18 protein-coding genes are annotated in these 17,806 nt (G+C 69.6%); 4 read left to right on the forward strand and 14 right to left on the reverse strand.

All coding sequences use genetic code 11. The features are described 5' to 3' along the window. Position 1 precedes the first annotated feature (1 nt). Positions 2 to 844, reverse strand: a complete 843-nt coding sequence (gene rplB / locus JQC91_RS12590) for a 50S ribosomal protein L2 (RefSeq protein ID WP_203287147.1) — start codon at positions 842 to 844, stop codon at positions 2 to 4. A 235-nt stretch (positions 845 to 1,079) separates the two neighbouring features. Here rplB and JQC91_RS12595 point away from each other — a divergent pair, with 235 nt between their 5' ends. After that, positions 1,080 to 1,430 (forward strand): hypothetical protein, encoded by a 351-nt coding sequence (locus JQC91_RS12595; protein ID WP_203287148.1) that lies wholly within the window; start codon positions 1,080 to 1,082, stop codon positions 1,428 to 1,430. Here the strand turns inward: JQC91_RS12595 and JQC91_RS12600 are convergent. From JQC91_RS12600 to rpsJ, 5 genes are all read right to left on the reverse strand, one after another. Continuing rightward, entirely contained in the window at positions 1,427 to 1,828 is a 402-nt protein-coding gene (locus JQC91_RS12600) for a type II toxin-antitoxin system VapC family toxin (RefSeq protein WP_203287149.1), read from the reverse strand. The genes JQC91_RS12595 and JQC91_RS12600 overlap by 4 nt on opposite strands. 336 nt (positions 1,829 to 2,164) lie before the next feature. Continuing rightward, positions 2,165 to 2,449: a 50S ribosomal protein L23 gene (locus JQC91_RS12610; RefSeq protein ID WP_203287151.1), complete on the reverse strand. Its 285-nt coding sequence runs from the start codon at positions 2,447 to 2,449 to the stop codon at positions 2,165 to 2,167. After that, positions 2,446 to 3,063 carry a 50S ribosomal protein L4 gene (gene rplD, locus JQC91_RS12615; protein WP_203287152.1) on the reverse strand — a complete coding sequence of 206 codons (618 nt, stop codon included), beginning with the start codon at positions 3,061 to 3,063 and terminating at the stop codon, positions 2,446 to 2,448. Before rplD ends, JQC91_RS12610 begins: the two co-directional genes overlap by 4 nt. Then, a complete protein-coding gene (gene rplC / locus JQC91_RS12620) occupies positions 3,060 to 3,932 on the reverse strand; it encodes a 50S ribosomal protein L3 (protein ID WP_203287153.1) in 873 nt (290 codons plus the stop codon). The genes rplD and rplC overlap by 4 nt, the downstream gene beginning before the upstream one ends. Before the next feature lie 14 nt (positions 3,933 to 3,946). After that, the gene (gene rpsJ, locus JQC91_RS12625; protein ID WP_203287154.1) at positions 3,947 to 4,255 is read right to left on the reverse strand and encodes a 30S ribosomal protein S10; all 309 of its coding nucleotides are present in this window, start codon (positions 4,253 to 4,255) and stop codon (positions 3,947 to 3,949) included. A 380-nt stretch (positions 4,256 to 4,635) separates the two neighbouring features. On the opposite strand from rpsJ, the gene JQC91_RS12630 reads away from it, so the two are divergent. Then, entirely contained in the window at positions 4,636 to 4,887 is a 252-nt protein-coding gene (locus JQC91_RS12630; protein WP_203287155.1) for a hypothetical protein, read from the forward strand. An 86-nt stretch (positions 4,888 to 4,973) separates the two neighbouring features. After that, a complete protein-coding gene (locus JQC91_RS12635; protein ID WP_203287156.1) occupies positions 4,974 to 5,654 on the forward strand; it encodes a hypothetical protein in 681 nt (226 codons plus the stop codon). Between the two features lie 81 nt (positions 5,655 to 5,735). On the opposite strand, the gene tuf is transcribed toward JQC91_RS12635, so the two are convergent. The 5 genes from tuf to rpsL all read right to left on the reverse strand — a co-directional run bounded on the left by tuf (position 5,736) and on the right by rpsL (position 10,606). Then, positions 5,736 to 6,911 carry an elongation factor Tu gene (gene tuf, locus JQC91_RS12640; protein ID WP_203287157.1) on the reverse strand — a complete coding sequence of 392 codons (1,176 nt, stop codon included), beginning with the start codon at positions 6,909 to 6,911 and terminating at the stop codon, positions 5,736 to 5,738. Between the two features lie 24 nt (positions 6,912 to 6,935). Further along, on the reverse strand, positions 6,936 to 7,490 hold the full coding sequence (locus tag JQC91_RS12645) for a hypothetical protein (RefSeq protein WP_203287158.1): 555 nt from the start codon (positions 7,488 to 7,490) through the stop codon (positions 6,936 to 6,938). Next, positions 7,490 to 9,610 carry an elongation factor G gene (fusA, locus tag JQC91_RS12650; protein WP_203287159.1) on the reverse strand — a complete coding sequence of 707 codons (2,121 nt, stop codon included), beginning with the start codon at positions 9,608 to 9,610 and terminating at the stop codon, positions 7,490 to 7,492. The genes JQC91_RS12645 and fusA overlap by 1 nt, the downstream gene beginning before the upstream one ends. 61 nt (positions 9,611 to 9,671) lie before the next feature. Then, the gene (gene rpsG / locus JQC91_RS12655; RefSeq protein ID WP_203287160.1) at positions 9,672 to 10,142 is read right to left on the reverse strand and encodes a 30S ribosomal protein S7; all 471 of its coding nucleotides are present in this window, start codon (positions 10,140 to 10,142) and stop codon (positions 9,672 to 9,674) included. A gap of 92 nt (positions 10,143 to 10,234) precedes the next feature. Next, the gene (gene rpsL / locus JQC91_RS12660) at positions 10,235 to 10,606 is read right to left on the reverse strand and encodes a 30S ribosomal protein S12 (RefSeq protein ID WP_203287161.1); all 372 of its coding nucleotides are present in this window, start codon (positions 10,604 to 10,606) and stop codon (positions 10,235 to 10,237) included. A 275-nt stretch (positions 10,607 to 10,881) separates the two neighbouring features. Here rpsL and JQC91_RS12665 point away from each other — a divergent pair, with 275 nt between their 5' ends. Then, positions 10,882 to 11,664, forward strand: coding sequence for a glycosyltransferase (locus JQC91_RS12665; protein WP_203287162.1), 783 nt, complete (start codon positions 10,882 to 10,884; stop codon positions 11,662 to 11,664). Here JQC91_RS12665 and JQC91_RS12670 read toward each other — a convergent pair. From JQC91_RS12670 to rpoC, 3 genes are all read right to left on the reverse strand, one after another. Then, positions 11,661 to 12,548: a DMT family transporter gene (locus JQC91_RS12670; protein WP_203287163.1), complete on the reverse strand. Its 888-nt coding sequence runs from the start codon at positions 12,546 to 12,548 to the stop codon at positions 11,661 to 11,663. The genes JQC91_RS12665 and JQC91_RS12670 overlap by 4 nt on opposite strands. Further along, entirely contained in the window at positions 12,545 to 13,399 is an 855-nt protein-coding gene (locus tag JQC91_RS12675; protein ID WP_203287164.1) for a glycosyltransferase, read from the reverse strand. Before JQC91_RS12675 ends, JQC91_RS12670 begins: the two co-directional genes overlap by 4 nt. Positions 13,400 to 13,500: 101 nt before the next feature. Continuing rightward, positions 13,501 to 17,742, reverse strand: coding sequence for a DNA-directed RNA polymerase subunit beta' (rpoC, locus tag JQC91_RS12680; protein WP_203287165.1), 4,242 nt, complete (start codon positions 17,740 to 17,742; stop codon positions 13,501 to 13,503). Positions 17,743 to 17,806 lie beyond the last annotated feature (64 nt).

A 17,806-nucleotide genomic window follows, 5' to 3' on the forward strand; every position in this document is an offset into this window, starting at 1 on the left:
GTCAGCGGCCCTTCTTCTTGGCGTGGCGCGACCGGATGATCAGTCGGCTGGACGCCTTGTTCTTGTTGCGGGTGCGCGCGCCCTTGGTGGGCTTGCCCCACGGCGTCACCGGGTGACGGCCGCCCGAGGTGCGGCCCTCGCCGCCGCCGTGCGGGTGGTCGATTGGGTTCATGACCACGCCGCGGACCGACGGGCGCTTGCCCATGTGGCGGACGCGGCCGGCCTTGCCGAGGTTCTGGTTCGAGTTGTCGGGGTTCGAGACCGCGCCCACCGTCGCCATGCACTCCTGCCGCACGAGGCGGAGCTCGCCCGACGACAGGCGCAACTGGGCGTAGCCGCCGTCCCGGCCCACGAACTGGGCGTAGGTGCCCGCCGCGCGCGCGATCTGGCCGCCCTTGCCGGGCTTGAGCTCGACGTTGTGGACGATCGTGCCGATCGGCATGCCTTGGAACGGCATGGCGTTGCCCGGCTTGATGTCCGCGCGGTCCGACGCGACCACCTGGTCGCCCACCGCGAGGCGCTGGGGCGCGAGGATGTAGGTCCGCTCGCCGTCCTCGTAGCGCACGAGGGCGATGAAGGCCGTGCGGTTGGGATCGTACTCGATCCGCTCCACGACCGCCGTCTGGTCGCGCTTGGTGCGCTTGAAGTCCACGATCCGGTAGAGGCGCTTCGCCCCCCCACCACGACGACGCATGGTGATCCGTCCGGTGTTGTTCCGGCCCGCCTTCTTCGTGAGACCCTCGACGAGGGCCTTCACGGGGCGTCCCTTCCACAGCTCCGAACGGTCGATCAGCACCAGCCCACGCTGGCCCGGCGTCGTCGGCTTGTACGACTTGAGTGCCATTTGACTGTCTTCCGTTGTCTGTGACGACGCAGATGGCGCCGCCGGTGTGTAGGCCCCCGTAGGTGCCCGGTCGTCCCGCCCCGCCGCACATGACGACGAAGCCCCGGCAGGGCCGGGGCTGGGCGGATGGGGGCGCCTACGCGGGTGGCGGGATGGGGTCAAGGGGCCGTGCCGCCGGATCGCTTGCCCGGCGGGCGGGATCGGCGCAGGCTCGCCGCGGCCCACGGACCGGAGGATGCCGATGCCCCTCGGCCACGTCAGCGGCGCCGACCGCGCCGCCTTCCGCCGCGACGGCGCGGTGGCGCTGCGCGGGGCCTTCGACCCCCACTGGCTGGCCCTGCTGCGCTGGGACCTCGACGTCGGGGACTGCATCTTCTTCGACATGGCGACGCTGCACGGCGGGCTGGCGGCGACGACGCCGACCGAGACCGTGCGCCGGTTCACGTTGCGGATGACCGGCCCGGCCGGGATGATCCGCTATCGCGGCGACTGGGCGGCGGGCGAGCGGGCGCATTTCGAGGCGGCGGACTACGGCGAGGGGGACCGGATCGATGGGGCGTTCTTCCCGCGGCTCTGGCCGCGCTAGTCCCAGATGCGGGTGAGCGGGAGGACGTCGAAGGCGCGGTCGGCGGAGACGAGGGGGACGCCGAGGACGAGGGCTTGTGCCGCGATCATGCGGTCGAAGGGGTCGCGGTGGGGCCAGTCCATCAGGGATGCTTTGGTCATCACCCCCGCGCCGAGGTCGAGCGAGACGAACCCGTCCCGCGTCACCCGGTCCGCTATGTCAGCAGCATAGGGAGCCATCGCGTCCCATTTGCGCTGCCGAACCTTCTGGCCAATCTCGTAGAACGAGGCGACGGAGACGTATGCGGTCGCGGCGGATGCAATGGCCTCCGCTGCGCGCGACGAGAGACGGGAATCGTCTAGCAGAACATAGGCGAGGGCGTTCGTGTCGACGAGGACCACGGTCAGTCGCCCTCCCACTCCTTCAATTCCTCCTCGGACAGGGGGTCGAAGAACCCCTCGGGCGGCTCGCCCACCAAGCCCTTGAGGCTGCCGAACACGACTTTCCGACGCGTCTGAGGCGGTACGAGTTCCGCCGCAGGCCGGCCATGCCGCGTGATAATCACGCGCTCGCCCGCCTCCACAGCCTTCAGGAGTTTGGACAGGTTGGTCTTCGCTTCGTGAACCGAGGCTTCCATCGCACCCTCCGGGTATGGCTTAGCCATAGCTAAGTCCGATCCGGCGACGCGGCAACCCGGAACGCGAAAGGCCCCCGCGCTGGCGGGGGCCTTCCGGATGCCTTGGAGGCGACTGGCCTCAGAGCCCGGTCGACACGTCGATCGTGTTGCCCTCGACGAGGGTCACGTAGGCCTTCTTGGTGTCGGCGCGGCGGCCCTTCTGGCCGCGGAAGCGCTTGACCTTGCCCTTGGCGACGGAGGTGTTCACCGCCTTGACCTTCACGCCGAACAGCTCCTCGACGGCGGCCTTGATCTGCGGCTTGGCCGCATCCATCGCCACCTCGAAGACCACCGCGTTCTGCTCGGAGGCGAGCGTCGCCTTCTCGGTGATGATCGGCTTCCGGATCACGTCGTAGGTGTTCATTTCAGACGCTCCTGCAGGGCTTCGACACCGGCGCGGGTCAGCACGAGCGTGTCCCGCTTGAGGATGTCGTAGACGTTGGCGCCCATCGTCGGCAGCACGTCGACGCCGTCGAGGTTCCGCGCGGCCTGCGCGAAGTTCTCGTCGACCGACGCGCCGTCGATGACCAGCGCGCGCTTCCAGCCGAGATCCTTGACCTGCTTGGCCAGACCGGCGGTCTTGCCCTCGGCCGAGGCGGTCTCGATCACCACGAGGTTGCCCGACGACGCCTTGTCGCTGAGCGCCATGCGCAGGCCCAGCTTGCGGACCTTCTTGGGCAGGTCGTGGGCGTGGCTCCGCGGGGTCGGGCCCTTGTAGACGCCGCCCTTGCGGAAGATCGGCGCCTTGCGCGAGCCGTGGCGGGCGCCGCCCGACCCCTTCTGGCGGACGATCTTCTTGGTCGAGTAGCTGACCTCGGAGCGCGTCTTGACCTTGTGCGTGCCCTGCTGCGCCTTGTTGCGCTGCCAGCGCACGACGCGGTGCAGGATGTCGGCCCGCGGCTCGACGCCGAAGGTCTCGTCCGCGAGGTCGATCTCGCCCGCGGCAGAGCCGTCGAGATTGATGACGTTCAGTTTCATTGATCCCCCTCCGGCTTGGCGTCGGAGTTGTCGGTGGTCGCGGATTCCTCGGCGATGGACGCCTCGGCTTCCTTGAGCGCGGCTTCCTCGGCGGCGGCCTGCTCGGCGGCGAGCGCCTCCTCGGCGGCCTTGGCCTCGGCTTCCGCTTGGGCCGCGGCCTCGGCGGCGGCGCGCTCGGCCTCGCGGCGCGCGGACATCAGCGCGGCGGGCAGGATGGCGTTCTCGGGGAACGGCTTCTTGACCGCGTCCTTCATCGTCACCCAGCCGCCCTTGGAGCCCGGCACCGAGCCCTTGACCATGATCAGGCCGCGGTCGGTGTCGGTCTTGACGACCTGCAGGTTCTGCGTCGTCACGCGGGCGGCGCCCATGTGGCCGGCCATCTTCTTGCCCTTGAACACGCGGCCCGGGTCTTGGCACTGGCCTGTCGAGCCGTGCGAGCGGTGCGAGATCGACACGCCGTGCGAGGCGCGCAGGCCGCCGAAGTTGTGCCGCTTCATGGCACCGGCGAAGCCCTTGCCGATCGAGGTGCCCGTCACGTCGACGAACTGGCCCTCGAAGTAGTGGTCGGCGATGATCTCCTCGCCCACGGGGATCAGGGCGTCCGCGTCGACGCGGAACTCCACGATCTTGCGCTTGGGCTCGACCCCGGCGGCGGAGAAGACGCCGCGCATGGCCTTGGACGTGCGCTTGGCCTTGGCCGTGCCCGCGCCCAACTGGACGGAGGTGTAGCCGTGCTTGTCGTCCGTGCGCTGGCCGACGACCTGGAGGGCGTCGAGCTGCAGCACGGTGACGGGCACCTGGCGGCCGTCCTCTTGGAAGAGGCGGGTCATGCCCACCTTCTTGGCGATGACTCCCGAACGGAGCGTCATGGCGAACCCTCCCCTCAGACCTTGATCTCGACGTCCACGCCGGCCGCGAGGTCGAGCTTCATCAGCGCGTCCACGGTCTGCGGGGTCGGATCGACGATGTCGAGCATGCGCTTGTGCGTGCGGATCTCCCACTGGTCGCGTGACTTCTTGTCGACGTGGGGGCCGCGCAGCACGGTGAAGCGCTCGATCTTGTTCGGCAGCGGGATCGGGCCGCGCACCTGCGCGCCGGTCCGCTTGGCGGTGTTCACGATCTCCTGCGTGCTGGCGTCCAGCACTCGGTAGTCGAACGCCTTGAGCCGGATTCGGATGTTCTGGCTTTTCATTGGCTCGTCCAATGAGGCGCGGGGTCACCACGGCGGGGACCCCGAGCGTTCGAGTCGAGAGGAGGACGGCGGCTCATCCGGCGCCCTCGTCGGACCCATGACGCAAGCGGCCCCGCAGGGGGGCCGTTCGTCGGATGCGCGCGCCTAGCCCACGCCCCGCGACCGCGCAACCCCATCCCGCGCCGGGCGGCATGTTTCAGCGGGCGCGCCGCGGCATGAAACATTCGGGCGGCGATCAACCGGTTGGCCGCCCGGCCCGTCACGCGCCTTCACGCGGGCGTGCGGTCACGCGCCCGTGCGTCGACCGTGACCGGACCGGCGCGCCACACGGTCCCCAGCCGCACCGGACGTCCCGGCGGCGCCGACCAAGGAAGACCATCATGAACCGCATCGCCACCCTCGCCACCGTCGCCATGCTCGCCCTGCCGGGCGCGGCCTCCGCCCAGTCCATGGGCCAAGGCTTCGACATGCTCACCTCGGCGCTGGTGAACGACTTCACCCGGATGGGCATCTCGCTGGGCCTGCTCGACGACGTCACGCTCGGAGAGCTGGCCGCCGTCCGCAACGTCCTGAACTCGTCCGAGAGCGACAACCAGAAGAAGGGCCAGATCGAGGCGATCCTCGCCGACTGACCCCCGGGGCCGCCGGCCCCCGACCGGCAGGGCCGACGGCGACGTCGGCCTTGCCTTGCGCGCGCCGAGGTGGCTCTAGGGCCGGCATGCGCGCGCCCCTGCCGAAATCCCTCCGCCGCTACCTCAAGCGCAACGCGCCTGGCCTGCGCGACGGCGTGGTCGAAGGGTTCGCGCGCGCCGCCTCGGCCCTCGCGGCGCGGCCCATGTCGAGGATCGAGTGGTCCGAGGAGGGGCGCGGCGGGCTCGACGCGGCCATCGCGGCGGGCCCCGTCGTGCTGGCGCTGTGGCACGAGGCGCTGCTCGTCGCGCCGGGGGCGCTGGCGCGGCTCCCCGGCGCCGTGGCCTCCGTCCATTCCCCCCGCCCCATCGGGCGCGTCGGCAGCCGCCACGTCCGCCGCTTCGGCCTCGTGCCGCTGGAGGCCCGGCCCGGGGACGCGGTCGTGGGCAACCGCGAGGCGCTGCGCCACCTCCGGGGCGGCGGCGTCCTGACCTTCGCCGTCGACGGCCCCTCGGGGCCCGCCCACGTCGCCCGGCCCGCCGCGATGCGGCTGGCACAGGCGGCGGAGGCGCAGGTCTGGCTCGCCGCCTTCGACGCGCCCGGCGCGCGGCGGCTGGGGACGTGGGACCGGCTGATCTGGCCGCGCGGCGGCCCGATGACGGTGCGCTACGCGAGGGGGCCGGAGCCGCTGGCGCGGCGGGCGGCCTTCGATCCGGCGGCGGAGTCCGCCCGTCTCACGGCGGCGCTGCGGGCGCACGCGGACCCGTAGAACGCGAAAGGCCCCCGCACGGGCGGGGGCCTTCGGGTGCGTCAGGGTGAGGCGGCCCTGCCGGACCGCCCCGGATGCCCCTCACTCGATGATTTTGCTTACCACGCCTGCGCCGACGGTACGTCCGCCTTCGCGGATGGCGAAGCGCAGGCCCTGCTCCATGGCGATGGGCGCGATCAGTTCGACGCCGAAGGCCACGTTGTCGCCGGGCATCACCATCTCCGTGCCCTCCGCGAGGTTCACCGTCCCCGTCACGTCCGTCGTGCGGAAGTAGAACTGCGGCCGGTAGTTCGCGAAGAACGGCGTGTGGCGCCCGCCCTCCTCCTTGGTCAGGATGTAGGCCTCGGCCTCGAACTTCGTGTGCGGCTTCACCGAGCCGGGCTTGCACAGGACCTGCCCGCGCTCCACGCCCTCGCGGTCCACGCCGCGCAAGAGCGCGCCGATGTTGTCGCCCGCCTCGCCGCGGTCGAGCAGCTTGCGGAACATCTCCACGCCCGTGCAGGTCGTCTTGGTCGTGTCGCGGATGCCCACGATCTCGATCTCGTCGCCCACGTTGATCACGCCGCGCTCCACGCGCCCCGTCACCACCGTGCCCCGGCCCGAAATCGAGAACACGTCCTCGATCGGCATCAGGAACGGCTGGTCCACCGCACGCTCGGGCGTGTCGATGTACTCGTCGACCGCCGCCATCAGCTCCTTGATCTTCTCCTCGCCGATCTCGGGGTTGTTGCCCTCCATCGCCGCCAAGGCCGAGCCCGCCACGATCGGGATGTCGTCGCCCGGATACTCGTAGGAGGACAGAAGCTCGCGGATCTCCATCTCGACGAGCTCGAGCAGCTCCTCGTCGTCGACCTGGTCCACCTTGTTCATGAACACCACCATCTTCGGGATGCCCACCTGGCGCCCCAGAAGGATGTGCTCGCGCGTCTGCGGCATCGGGCCGTCGGCCGCGTTCACCACGAGGATCGCGCCGTCCATCTGCGCCGCACCCGTGATCATGTTCTTCACGTAGTCGGCGTGGCCGGGGCAGTCCACGTGCGCGTAGTGGCGCGCGTCCGTCTCGTACTCAACGTGCGCCGTCGAGATCGTGATCCCCCGCGCCTTCTCCTCGGGCGCCCCGTCGATCTGGTCATAGGCCTTGAAGTCACCAAAGTACTTCGTGATCGCCGCCGTCAGCGTCGTCTTGCCATGGTCCACGTGACCAATCGTGCCAATGTTCACGTGCGGCTTCGTCCGCTCGAATTTCGCCTTCGCCATGCGAAGTCTCCTTCTCTGATCTGTTCAGTTCGCCAAGGGGTCCGCGCCGAACACGGCCAGCGCGACGCGCCGCCCCATGTTCTGCGCCGCCTTGGCCAATTCGCCGCGCTCGCCCCGCTGGGCCAGCGCGCCTGCCGTGATCGCCGCGCCGAGCAGGCCGCCCGCGCGGAACTCGGTCGACCCGGTCACCCCGAAGGGCTGCCCGATCGCCGCGTCGGTCCGCGCGTCGCGCAGCACGGCCGTGGCGGCCATGGTGCTGCTCGACGAGCCGATCGACGCGAGCGCCGCGTTGGTCACGAGGATCTGCGTCACCGTCAGCTCCACGACGACCGGGCGGGTGCCCGACGCGTTCGCCTGCTGCAGGACCGGCAGCGCCGCCCCGCGGATCGTGCGGTTCACCTCCGGCACCGGCGCGTCGAACCCGCGGGGGTCGCGCGCCGCCGCGCGGGTGGCGTCGACGCGCACGTCGACCACCCGCAGCGGCGCCGTCGAACCGGGCGCGAACACCTGGTCCTGCGAGGCCACGCAGCCGCCCAGCAAGGCGGCCGCGCCGAGGGTCAGGAACCCGCGTCGGAGCATCAGGCGTACTTCGCCTGGATCTCTTCCGCGATGTTCTGCGGGACCGGGTCATAGTGGTCGAACTGCATCGTGAACTGCGCGCGGCCCGAGGACATGGAGCGCAGCGTGTTGATGTAGCCGAACATGTTGGCCAGCGGCACGAAGGCGTCGATCGCGATGGCGTTGCCCCGCGTGTCCTGCCCCTGCACCTGCCCGCGCCGCGACGTCAGGTCCCCGATGATCCCGCCGGTGTACTCGTCCGGGGTGATGACCTCGACCTTCATGATCGGCTCGAGCAGCTTGGCGCCCGCCTTCTTCATCCCCTCGCGCATGCACATCCGCGAGGCGATCTCGAAGGCGAGGACCGACGAGTCCACGTCGTGGAACTTGCCGTCGACCAGCGCGACCTTGAAGTCGATCACCGGGAAGCCCGCGAGCGGGCCGCTGTCCATCACCGACTTGATGCCCTTCTCGACGCCCGGGATGTACTCCTTCGGGACGACGCCGCCGACGATGCGGGACTCGAACGAGTAGCCCTCGCCCGCCTCGGTGGGCGTGATGATCAGCTTCACCTCGGCGAACTGGCCGGTGCCGCCCGTCTGCTTCTTGTGCGTGTAGGTGTGCTCGACCTCGTGACCGATGGTCTCGCGGTAGGCCACCTGCGGGGCGCCGATGTTGGCCTCGACCTTGAACTCGCGCTTCATGCGGTCGACGAGGATGTCGAGGTGGAGCTCGCCCATCCCCTTCATGATCGTCTGGCCCGACTCGAGGTCGGTCTCCACGCGGAAGGACGGGTCCTCGGCCGCGAGGCGCTGCAGCGCGGTCGCCATCTTCTCCTGGTCGGCCTTGGTCTTGGGCTCGACCGCGATCTCGATGACGGGATCGGGGAAGGTCATCGTCTCCAGCACGACCGGATCCTGCTTGTCGCAGAGCGTGTCGCCCGTCGTCGTGTTCTTCAGCCCGCCCAGCGCGATGATGTCGCCCGCGAACGCCTCGGTGATCTCCTCGCGGTTGTTCGAGTGCATCATCATCATCCGACCGACGCGCTCGTTGTTGCCCTTGGTCGAGTTGATCATGTTGTCGCCCTTCTCCAGCTTGCCGGAGTAGATGCGCACGAACGTCAGCGAGCCGACGAACGGGTCGTTCATGATCTTGAAGGCGAGGCCCGCGAACGGCATGTCGTCGTCCGCGCGGCGCGCGATGTTGCGCTCCTCGTTCTCGTCGCCGGGCTTGAAGCCCATGTAGTCGACGACGTCGAGCGGGGACGGCAGGTAGTCGATGACCGCGTTCAGCAGGGGCTGCACGCCCTTGTTCTTGAACGCCGAGCCGCCGAGCACCGGGACGAAGGACAGCGACAGCGTGCCCTTGCGCAGCAGCTTGCGCAGGGTCGGCACGTCGGGCGCCTCGCCGGAGTCGAGGTAGGCCTCCATGGCGTCGTCGTCCATCTCGACGGCGGCCTCGACCATCTTCTCGCGCCACTCGTCGGCCATGTCCTTGAGCGAGTCGCGGATCGGGGCCTTGATCCAGGACGCGCCCAGATCCTCGCCCTGCCAGAGCCACTCCTCCATGGTCACGAGGTCGATGAGGCCCTCGAGCTCGGTCTCGGCGCCGATCGGGATGCCCACGGGCACGGCCTTGGCGCCGGTGCGGTCCTCGATCATGCGGACGCAGTTGAAGAAGTCCGCGCCGATCTTGTCCATCTTGTTGACGAACACCATGCGCGGGACCTTGTAGCGGTCGGCCTGGCGCCACACCGTCTCGGTCTGGGGCTCCACGCCCGCGTTGGCGTCGAGCACGCAGACCGCGCCGTCGAGCACGGCGAGCGAGCGCTCCACCTCAATGGTGAAGTCGACGTGGCCGGGCGTGTCGATGATGTTCAGGCGGTGCTTGGGCGTGTCGGCGGTCTGGCCGTCCTCGGTCCGCTCCCAGAAGGTCGTGGTCGCGGCCGACGTGATGGTGATGCCGCGCTCCTGCTCCTGCTCCATCCAGTCCATCGTCGCGGCGCCGTCATGCACCTCGCCGATGTTGTGGGACTTGCCGGTGTAGTAGAGGATGCGCTCGGAACAGGTCGTCTTGCCGGCATCGATGTGGGCCATGATGCCGAAGTTGCGGTAACGCTCTAGCGGATAGTCGCGGGCCATGGGGCTCGTCCTTCGGGAGTATGTCTGGGAATGGGATCGGCCCCCATATGGGGGCCGAGTGTCACCAGCGGTAGTGGCTGAACGCCTTGTTGGCGTCGGCCATCTTGTGGGTGTCCTCGCGCTTCTTCACGGCGGTCCCGCGGTTCTGGACGGCGTCGATCAGCTCGGCGGCCAGACGCTCCTCCATCGTGTTCTCGTTGCGGTTGCGCGCGGCGGTGATCAGCCAGCGGATCGCCAGCGCCTCGCGGCGCTCGGGGCGGACCTCGACGGGCACCTGGTAGGTCGCGCCGCCGACCCGGCGGGAGCGGACCTCGACCGAGGGCTTCACGTTGTCGAGGGCCTCGGTGAAGACCTCGATGGGCGAGCGCTTGATCTTGCTCTCGACGCGATCCATCGCGTTGTAGACGATCTTCTCGGCGGTGGACTTCTTACCGTCGAGCATGAGGTTGTTCATGAACTTGGTCAGGACCTTGTCGCCGAACTTGGCGTCGGGCAGGACCTCGCGCTTCTCGGCTGCGTGGCGGCGGGACATCTCTGTATCCTCTGGAATTCGGGAGGATGGGGTGGAACCCCATCCTACAGTTGGGTCGGCACGTAGGATGGGGTTTCACCCCATCGCGGCGATCACTTCGGCTTCTTGGCGCCGTACTTGGAGCGGCGCTGACGGCGGTCCTTGACGCCCTGCGTGTCGAGCACGCCGCGCAGGATGTGGTAGCGCACGCCCGGAAGGTCCTTCACCCGGCCCCCGCGGATCAGCACGACCGAGTGCTCCTGCAGGTTGTGGCTCTCGCCGGGGATGTAGGAGATCACCTCGAACCCGTTGGTCAGGCGCACCTTCGCGACCTTCCGCATGGCCGAGTTCGGCTTCTTCGGCGTCGTCGTGTAGACGCGCGTGCAGACGCCGCGCTTCTGCGGGCATTCCTGGAGGTGGAGCGACTTGGAGCGCTTCACTTTGGGCTGCCGCGGCTTGCGGATCAGCTGCTGGATGGTGGGCATTCGGTGTCCCCGATCTGGTTTCGTCTCGTGTCTCTCGCGCGCTCCGAATGCCCCAAACGCGTTCGGCCGCTCTCGCCCGGATTCCGACCTGGACGGGAGCGGTGATCCAGAGGCGCGGACCAGCAGTAGGCCTGGCGCATGGGTCGTGCTGAATGGAACGGCCCGGAGGCCTATGTGGCGCGGCGTGTATCGGCGGCCCCATGCGGTGTCAACCGAAGGGGGCACGGCGTCTCCGCCCTTGCGGATATGGGCGTTCCGGCGTCTCGTCCAACCCCATGGACCTCCAGATCCTCGCCCTCGTCCGCTTCGCCTACCCGGGCCTCGGCGGCTTCCAGACGGAGCATTCCACCGTCGCCGCGCGGCAGGCCCACCTCTGGGCGCCCGAGCGCATGGAGGCGCGGCTCCGCACGCTGGAGCACGTGTGCCTGCGCACGCTGGCCGAGCAGACCGACGGCGGCTTCCGCACCCTCATCGTCACCGGCGACGCCCTGCCCGAGCCGTGGCGGTCGCGCCTCCACGCCCTCGTCGCGTCCGTGGACGGGGCCGAGGTGGTCCACCACCCGCCCGAGAACCCCCGCGACGCGATGGAGCGCATCGTCGCCGCCCGCGTCGATCCCGACGGCCCGCCCGTCGTGCAGTTCCGGCAGGACGACGACGACGGCGTCGGCCTGCGCTTCGTCGAGCGGGTCCGCCGCACGGCCGGGCAGTGCCGCGCGCTGCACGCGCAGCATGGGCGGCTCTGCATCGACTTCCCCGTGGGCTACGCCTACGCCCCCGGCCCGCTGCGGGTGCACCGCACCTTCCGCCACCATCTCGGCGTGGCGCACGCGCTGATGCTCGCGCCGTCGATCCGCCGCACGGCCGTGCACTTCCCCCACCACCGGGTCGGCCACCTGATGCCCACCGTCACCCTGCCCGACGCGCCGATGTGGCTGCGCGGGATCGGCGGCAACGACAGCGACACCTCGGCGCAGGCCCGCGCCCTCGCCCCGCCCACGACGGAGGAGCGGGCCGACCTCGAGCGGCGGTTCGGGCTGGACCTCGGCGCGCTGGCCTAGCGCGGCGCGACCGCGCGCGGCATCGGCGCGGGCCGCGTCTCGCGCCAGAGGGTGTAGAGGCCCGCGGCGACCACCAGCCCCGCGCCCACGAGCGAGAGCGGGCGGGGCCACTCCCCGAACACCAGCCAACCCAGCGCGAGGCCCCAGAGCATCGCGGTGTAGCGGAAGGGCGTGACCACGGCGACCTCGCCCACCCGCATGGCCATCACCGAGAACAGGTAGCCGCCGATGATGAATACCCCGGCGAGGCCCACCACCCCCCACTGGTCCGGGGCGACGGGCTGCCACGGCTCGCGCAGCGACAGGACCGCGCCGAGCACGGTCACGCCGATCGCGGTGAAGAGCGCGACCTTGAGGCTGGGCACCTCGGCGGAGAGCCTCCGGGTCACGAGGTCGCGGACGGTGATGATGACGACCGTCAGGCAGGCCACGGCGGCCCAGCCGTTCCACCCCTCCGTGCCCGGCCGCACGATCAGCAGGACGCCGAGCAGCCCGACGGCGATGGCGGCCCAGCGCCGCGCGCCCACCCGCTCGCCCAAGAGCAGCGCGCCGGCGGCGGTGATCGTGAGCGGCAGCGCCTGCAGGATCGCCGTGATGTTGGCCAAGGGCATGTGCGTGAGCGCGAGGACGAAGGGCAGGAAGGCCGCGACCTCGGCGCCGACCCGCAGCGCGACCTTGCCGCGCTCGGCGGCGGGGATCGGCTTGGCGAGCGCGCCGGTCGCGTGGGCCAGCCCCGCGATCAGGGCGGAGGCGAGCAGCCCGCGCAGCACCACGACCTGAAAGGTCGGCAGGTCGTCCGCCAGCCACTTGAGCGACGCGTCGTTCAGCGTGAACGCCGCCATCGACCCCATCATGATGACGCCACCGCGCAGGTTCGGGGTCACGACGCCTCCAGCGGCGGGTCGGGCATCAGCGCCTCGAGGTCGGCGGGGTCGAGCGCGAACCGCTCCCGGATCAGCCCGCGCGCCCGCCCGAGCGGCAGTGGCTTGGCATGGGGCGGGATGGAGCGGCCGCTGTCGTTGTGGCCGTGCAGCGTTCGCAGGAACATGAAGCCTTCGGGGTCCATGAAGGTCGGCACCTGCCCCGGCAGCTTGCGGTGGTTGTAGCGGTAGACGCAGGTCGGCAGGTCCGCGGTGGTGATCATCGCGCAGGCGAGGCCCAAGGGCTGCGGCTCGCGGAAGTCGGCATAGGGCAGCGCGGGCTCGTGCAGGTCCCAGTAGATGCCGCGCGCGAAGGCCACCACGGTCGGCGCGTCGGCCAGCCCCGCGCCGAGCAGCGCGTCGGCCCGCGCGCGCGTCTTGGCCACGTAGTCGACGGCCACCGCGTCGTCGTCGTCCATGCGGAAGCCGGTGCAGTGGGTCGCCGCGCTGCCGCTCGCCTGCTCCAGCATCTCCAGCCCCCGGCGGAACGAGCGCTTCGCGGCGGCGAGCGCGCCCATGCGCTCCATGAACGCGACCCTGAGGAACGGATGCCGCTCCTCCAGCGCCCGCAGCCGCGCCTTGAACCGCCACGGCAGCGTCTTCCCCGCGAGGATCACGCAGGCGAAGCCCATGTCCGTCTGCGCCGCCAGCGACGGCAGCGCGATGCGCTCGAGATACTCGAACCGCGCCTGCATCCGCTCGGGCGCGTAGAGATGGGCCTCGAGCTCCGCCTCGTCCAAGCAGGAGACGGAGAACCCTTCCTTGGCCGGATAGGAGAAGCGCAGGACGCCGACGATCGCGTTGGCCGTGGTCATGGGGGCGGCGTGGCACGGGGGGGCGCGTCCGGCAAGGCGCAACGGAAAGCCCCCGGCGGATCGCTCCGCCGGGGGCCGGTCTCGTCGCGCGGGAGGCGCGATCACTCCTCCGAAGTGGCCTCCACCGCCTCGGCCTCGCCGCCGAACACGTCGTCGGCCGTCTCCTCCGGGGCGGCCAGACGCGCGGCCTCCTCGGCGGCCTCGCGGCGCTCCTCGATCACGACGTCGTCGCGGCCTTGGGCGATCCGCTCAACCCGCTGGGTCGCGCCGCCGGTGCCCGCCGGGATCAGGCGGCCCACGATGACGTTCTCCTTGAGGCCCACAAGCTTGTCGCGCTTGCCCTGCACCGAGGCCTCGGTGAGCACGCGCGTCGTCTCCTGGAAGGACGCCGCCGAGATGAAGGACCGGGTCTGCAAGCTCGCCTTGGTGATCCCGAGCAGGATCGGCTCCGCCCGCGCGGGACGGTCGCCCCGCTTCTCGGCCTTCTCGTTCGCCTCGACCAACTCGGCCTTGTCGATGTGCTCGCCCTTCAGAAGCGTGGTGTCCCCCGACTCGAGGACCTCATACTTCTGCAGCATCTGCCGGACGATGACCTCGATGTGCTTGTCGTTGATCTTCACGCCCTGCAGCCGGTAGACGTCCTGCACCTCGTCGATCAGGTAGTCGGCCAGCGCCTCGATGCCCATGATCCGCAGGATGTCGTGCGGGGCGGGGTTGCCATCCATGATGTAGTCGCCGCGCTGGACGAAGTCGCCCTCGGCCACCGGGATGTGCTTGCCCTTGGGCACCATGTAGTCGATCGGCTCCATCGCGTCGTCCGACGGCACCACGGTGATCCGGCGCTTGTTCTTGTAGTCCTTGCCGAACTTCACCGTGCCGTCCTGCTCGGCGATGATCGCGTGGTCCTTCGGACGACGCGCCTCGAACAGCTCCGCCACGCGCGGCAGGCCGCCCGTGATGTCCTTGGTCTTGGCGCCCTCGCGCGGGATCCGCGCCACGACGTCGCCCGCCTTGAGGTCCTGCTGGTCCTCGACCGACAGGATGGCGTCCACCGACATGGCGTAGGTGATCGGGTTGCCCGCCTCGTTGCGGAGCGGCTCGCCGTCCGCGCCCACGAGGATGATCTCCGGCTTGAGGTCGCCGCCCTTGGGGACGGAGCGCCAGTCGGCCACGATCTTCTGGGTCATGCCGGTGGCGTCGTCCGTCTCCTGCCGGACGGACACGCCGTCGAACAGGTCCACGAACTTCGTCTTGCCGTCGGCCTCGGCGATGATCGGCAGGGTGAACGGGTCCCACTCGAACAGCTTGTCGCCGCGCGCCACGTCCTGCCCGTCCTTCACGAACAGCGTGGTGCCGTAGCCCAGCTTGTGGACCACGCGCTCCTCGCCCGTGTCGGCGTCCATGATGGCCAGCGACATGTTGCGCCCCATGACCAGCGTGGAGCCGTTGGAGTCGACCAGCGTGTTGGCGTTGCGGAACTCGATCTTGCCCGGGGCCGAGGCCTCGAGGAAGGACTGCTGCCCGCCCTGCGCGACGCCGCCGATGTGGAAGGTCCGCATCGTCAGCTGGGTGCCCGGCTCGCCGATCGACTGGGCGGCGATGATGCCCACCGCCTCGCCGATGTTGACGCGGGTGCCCCGCGCGAGGTCGCGCCCGTAGCACTGGGCGCAGACGCCCTCCTCCGCCTCGCAGGTCAGCGGCGAGCGGACGCGCATGGAGGCCACGCCCGCCTGCTCGATCCGGTCGGCCATCCGCTCGTCGATCAGCTCGCCCGCGCGGACGAGCACGTCCTCGGTGCCCGGCACGTGCAGGTCCTCGGCCGCCACGCGCCCGAGGGCGCGCTCGCCGATGGAGGCCACCACCTCGCCGTCGTTGACGGCGGCTTGGATGGTGATCGCGGTCTCGGTGCCGCAGTCGTCCATGCGGACGATGCAGTCCTGCGCCACGTCGACCAGGCGGCGGGTCAGGTAGCCCGAGTTCGCCGTCTTGAGCGCCGTGTCCGACAGGCCCTTCCGCGCGCCGTGGGTGGAGTTGAAGTACTCCAGCACGGTCAGGCCTTCCTTGAAGTTCGAGATGATCGGCGTCTCGATGATGTCGCCGTTCGGCTTCGCCATCAGGCCGCGCATCCCGCCCAGCTGCTTCATCTGCGTGACCGAGCCACGGGCGCCCGAGTGGGCCATCATGTAGACCGAGTTCGGCTCCGCCTCGGACCCGTCCTCGTTGGTGCCCGACGTCGAGATCGTGGACATCATCGCGTCCGTGACCTTGTCGTTGCACTTCGACCACGCGTCGACGACCTTGTTGTACTTCTCGCCCTGCGTGATCAGGCCGTCCATGTACTGCTGCTCGAACGAGGCGACCTGCTCGCGGGTCTCCTCGACGATCGGCCACTTGGCGTCCGGGATGACCATGTCGTCCTTGCCGAACGAGATGCCCGCCTTGAACGCCTCGCGGAAGCCCAGCGTCATGATCTGGTCGCAGAAGATGACCGACTCCTTCTGGCCGCAGTAGCGGTAGACGGTGTCGATGACCTGCTGCACCTCCTTCTTGCGCAGCAGGCGGTTCACGAGGTCGAACGGCGCCTTGGCGTTCAGGGGCAGCATGGAACCGAGCCGCGCGCGGCCGGGCGTCGTCTCGAAGGTCTGCATGACCTCCTGCCCGTCCTCGTCGATCTGCGGCATCCGCACCTTCACCTTGGCGTGCAGGTGGACCTGCCCGTTGACGAGCGCCTGCTCCACCTCCTCGGGCGACGAGAAGACCATGCCCTCGCCCTGCATGCCCTGCCGCTCCATCGTCACGTAGTAGAGGCCGAGGACCATGTCCTGCGACGGCACGATGATCGGCGCGCCGTTGGCGGGCGACAGCACGTTGTTGGTCGACATCATCAGGACGCGCGCTTCCAGCTGCGCCTCCAGCGACAGGGGCACGTGGACGGCCATCTGGTCGCCGTCGAAGTCGGCGTTGAAGGCCGAGCAGACCAGCGGGTGCAGCTGGATCGCCTTGCCCTCGATCAGCACGGGCTCGAACGCCTGGATGCCGAGGCGGTGCAGCGTGGGCGCCCGGTTCAGCAGGACCGGGTGCTCGCGGATCACCTCGTCGAGGATGTCCCACACCTCGGGACGCTCCTTCTCGACCAGCTTCTTGGCCTGCTTGACGGTGGACGAGTAGCCCTTCGCCTCGAGCCGCGAGTAGATGAACGGCTTGAACAGCTCGAGCGCCATCTTCTTGGGCAGGCCGCACTGGTGCAGCTTGAGCTCCGGCCCGGTCACGATGACCGAGCGGCCCGAGAAGTCGACGCGCTTGCCCAGCAGGTTCTGGCGGAAGCGCCCCTGCTTGCCCTTGAGCATGTCGGACAGCGACTTCAGCGGGCGCTTGTTGGCGCCCGTGATGACGCGGCCGCGGCGGCCGTTGTCGAACAGCGCGTCCACCGACTCCTGCAGCATCCGCTTCTCGTTGCGCACGATGATGTCGGGCGCGCGCAGCTCGATCAGCCGCTTGAGGCGGTTGTTGCGGTTGATGACCCGGCGGTAGAGGTCGTTAAGGTCCGACGTCGCGAAGCGGCCGCCGTCCAACGGCACCAGCGGGCGCAGCTCGGGCGGGATGACCGGCACGACGGTCAGGATCATCCACTCGGGGCGGTTGCCCGAGTCGATGAAGTTCTCGACGATCTTGAGCCGCTTGATGATCTTCTTGGGCTTCAACTCGCCGGTGGCCTCCTTGAGCTCCTCGCGCAGGTTCGCGGCCTCGGCCTCCAGGTCGATGTTCGAGAGCATCTCGCGGATGGCCTCTGCCCCGATGTTCGCGGAGAACGCGTCGGCGCCGTAGGCGTCCTGCGCGTCCATGAACTCCTCCTCGGACATCAGCTGCCCGTACTGGAGGTCGGTCAGGCCCGGCTCGATGACGACGTAGTTCTCGAAGTAGAGGATCCGCTCGAGGTCGCGCAGCGTCATGTCCAGCATCAGGCCGATGCGCGACGGCAGCGACTTCAGGAACCAGATGTGCGCGACGGGCGAGGCCAGCTCAATGTGGCCCATGCGCTCGCGCCGGACCTTCTGCAGCGTCACCTCGACGCCGCACTTCTCGCAGACGACGCCGCGATACTTCATGCGCTTGTACTTGCCGCACAGGCACTCGTAGTCCTTGATCGGACCGAAGATGCGCGCGCAGAACAGGCCGTCACGCTCCGGCTTGAACGTCCGATAGTTGATGGTCTCGGGCTTCTTGATCTCGCCGTAGGACCACGAGAGGATCCGCTCGGGCGAGGCCAGAGACACCTTGATCTCGTCGAACACCTTCTGCGGCGCGACGGGGTTGAACGGGTTGTTGGTCAGTTCCTGGTTCATGTCAGGTCCTTACAGATAAGGGGATGCGCGGAGGGCGCGGGCGCCGGGGCGCCCGCCGGGACGG

Source organism: Jannaschia sp. Os4 (genome assembly GCF_016820245.1).
In the GTDB taxonomy this organism is placed as follows: domain Bacteria; phylum Pseudomonadota; class Alphaproteobacteria; order Rhodobacterales; family Rhodobacteraceae; genus Jannaschia.

Excerpts from the sequence above, each read along its gene's own strand:
- rpsJ (WP_203287154.1), bottom strand. The coding sequence starts at position 4,255 with ATGAAAAGCCAGAACATCCGAATCCGGCTCAAGGCGTTCGACTACCGA.
- rplB (WP_203287147.1), bottom strand. The coding sequence starts at position 844 with ATGGCACTCAAGTCGTACAAGCCGACGACGCCGGGCCAGCGTGGGCTG.
- JQC91_RS12595 (WP_203287148.1), top strand. The coding sequence starts at position 1,080 with ATGCCGATGCCCCTCGGCCACGTCAGCGGCGCCGACCGCGCCGCCTTC.
- tuf (WP_203287157.1), bottom strand. The coding sequence starts at position 6,911 with ATGGCGAAGGCGAAATTCGAGCGGACGAAGCCGCACGTGAACATTGGC.
- JQC91_RS12675 (WP_203287164.1), bottom strand. The coding sequence starts at position 13,399 with ATGACCACGGCCAACGCGATCGTCGGCGTCCTGCGCTTCTCCTATCCG.
- JQC91_RS12630 (WP_203287155.1), top strand. The coding sequence starts at position 4,636 with ATGAACCGCATCGCCACCCTCGCCACCGTCGCCATGCTCGCCCTGCCG.
- JQC91_RS12645 (WP_203287158.1), bottom strand. The coding sequence starts at position 7,490 with ATGCTCCGACGCGGGTTCCTGACCCTCGGCGCGGCCGCCTTGCTGGGC.
- rpoC (WP_203287165.1), bottom strand. The coding sequence starts at position 17,742 with ATGAACCAGGAACTGACCAACAACCCGTTCAACCCCGTCGCGCCGCAG.
- JQC91_RS12635 (WP_203287156.1), top strand. The coding sequence starts at position 4,974 with ATGCGCGCGCCCCTGCCGAAATCCCTCCGCCGCTACCTCAAGCGCAAC.
- rpsG (WP_203287160.1), bottom strand. The coding sequence starts at position 10,142 with ATGTCCCGCCGCCACGCAGCCGAGAAGCGCGAGGTCCTGCCCGACGCC.
- rpsL (WP_203287161.1), bottom strand. The coding sequence starts at position 10,606 with ATGCCCACCATCCAGCAGCTGATCCGCAAGCCGCGGCAGCCCAAAGTG.
- rplC (WP_203287153.1), bottom strand. The coding sequence starts at position 3,932 with ATGACGCTCCGTTCGGGAGTCATCGCCAAGAAGGTGGGCATGACCCGC.
- rplD (WP_203287152.1), bottom strand. The coding sequence starts at position 3,063 with ATGAAACTGAACGTCATCAATCTCGACGGCTCTGCCGCGGGCGAGATC.
- JQC91_RS12610 (WP_203287151.1), bottom strand. The coding sequence starts at position 2,449 with ATGAACACCTACGACGTGATCCGGAAGCCGATCATCACCGAGAAGGCG.
- JQC91_RS12665 (WP_203287162.1), top strand. The coding sequence starts at position 10,882 with ATGGACCTCCAGATCCTCGCCCTCGTCCGCTTCGCCTACCCGGGCCTC.
- fusA (WP_203287159.1), bottom strand. The coding sequence starts at position 9,610 with ATGGCCCGCGACTATCCGCTAGAGCGTTACCGCAACTTCGGCATCATG.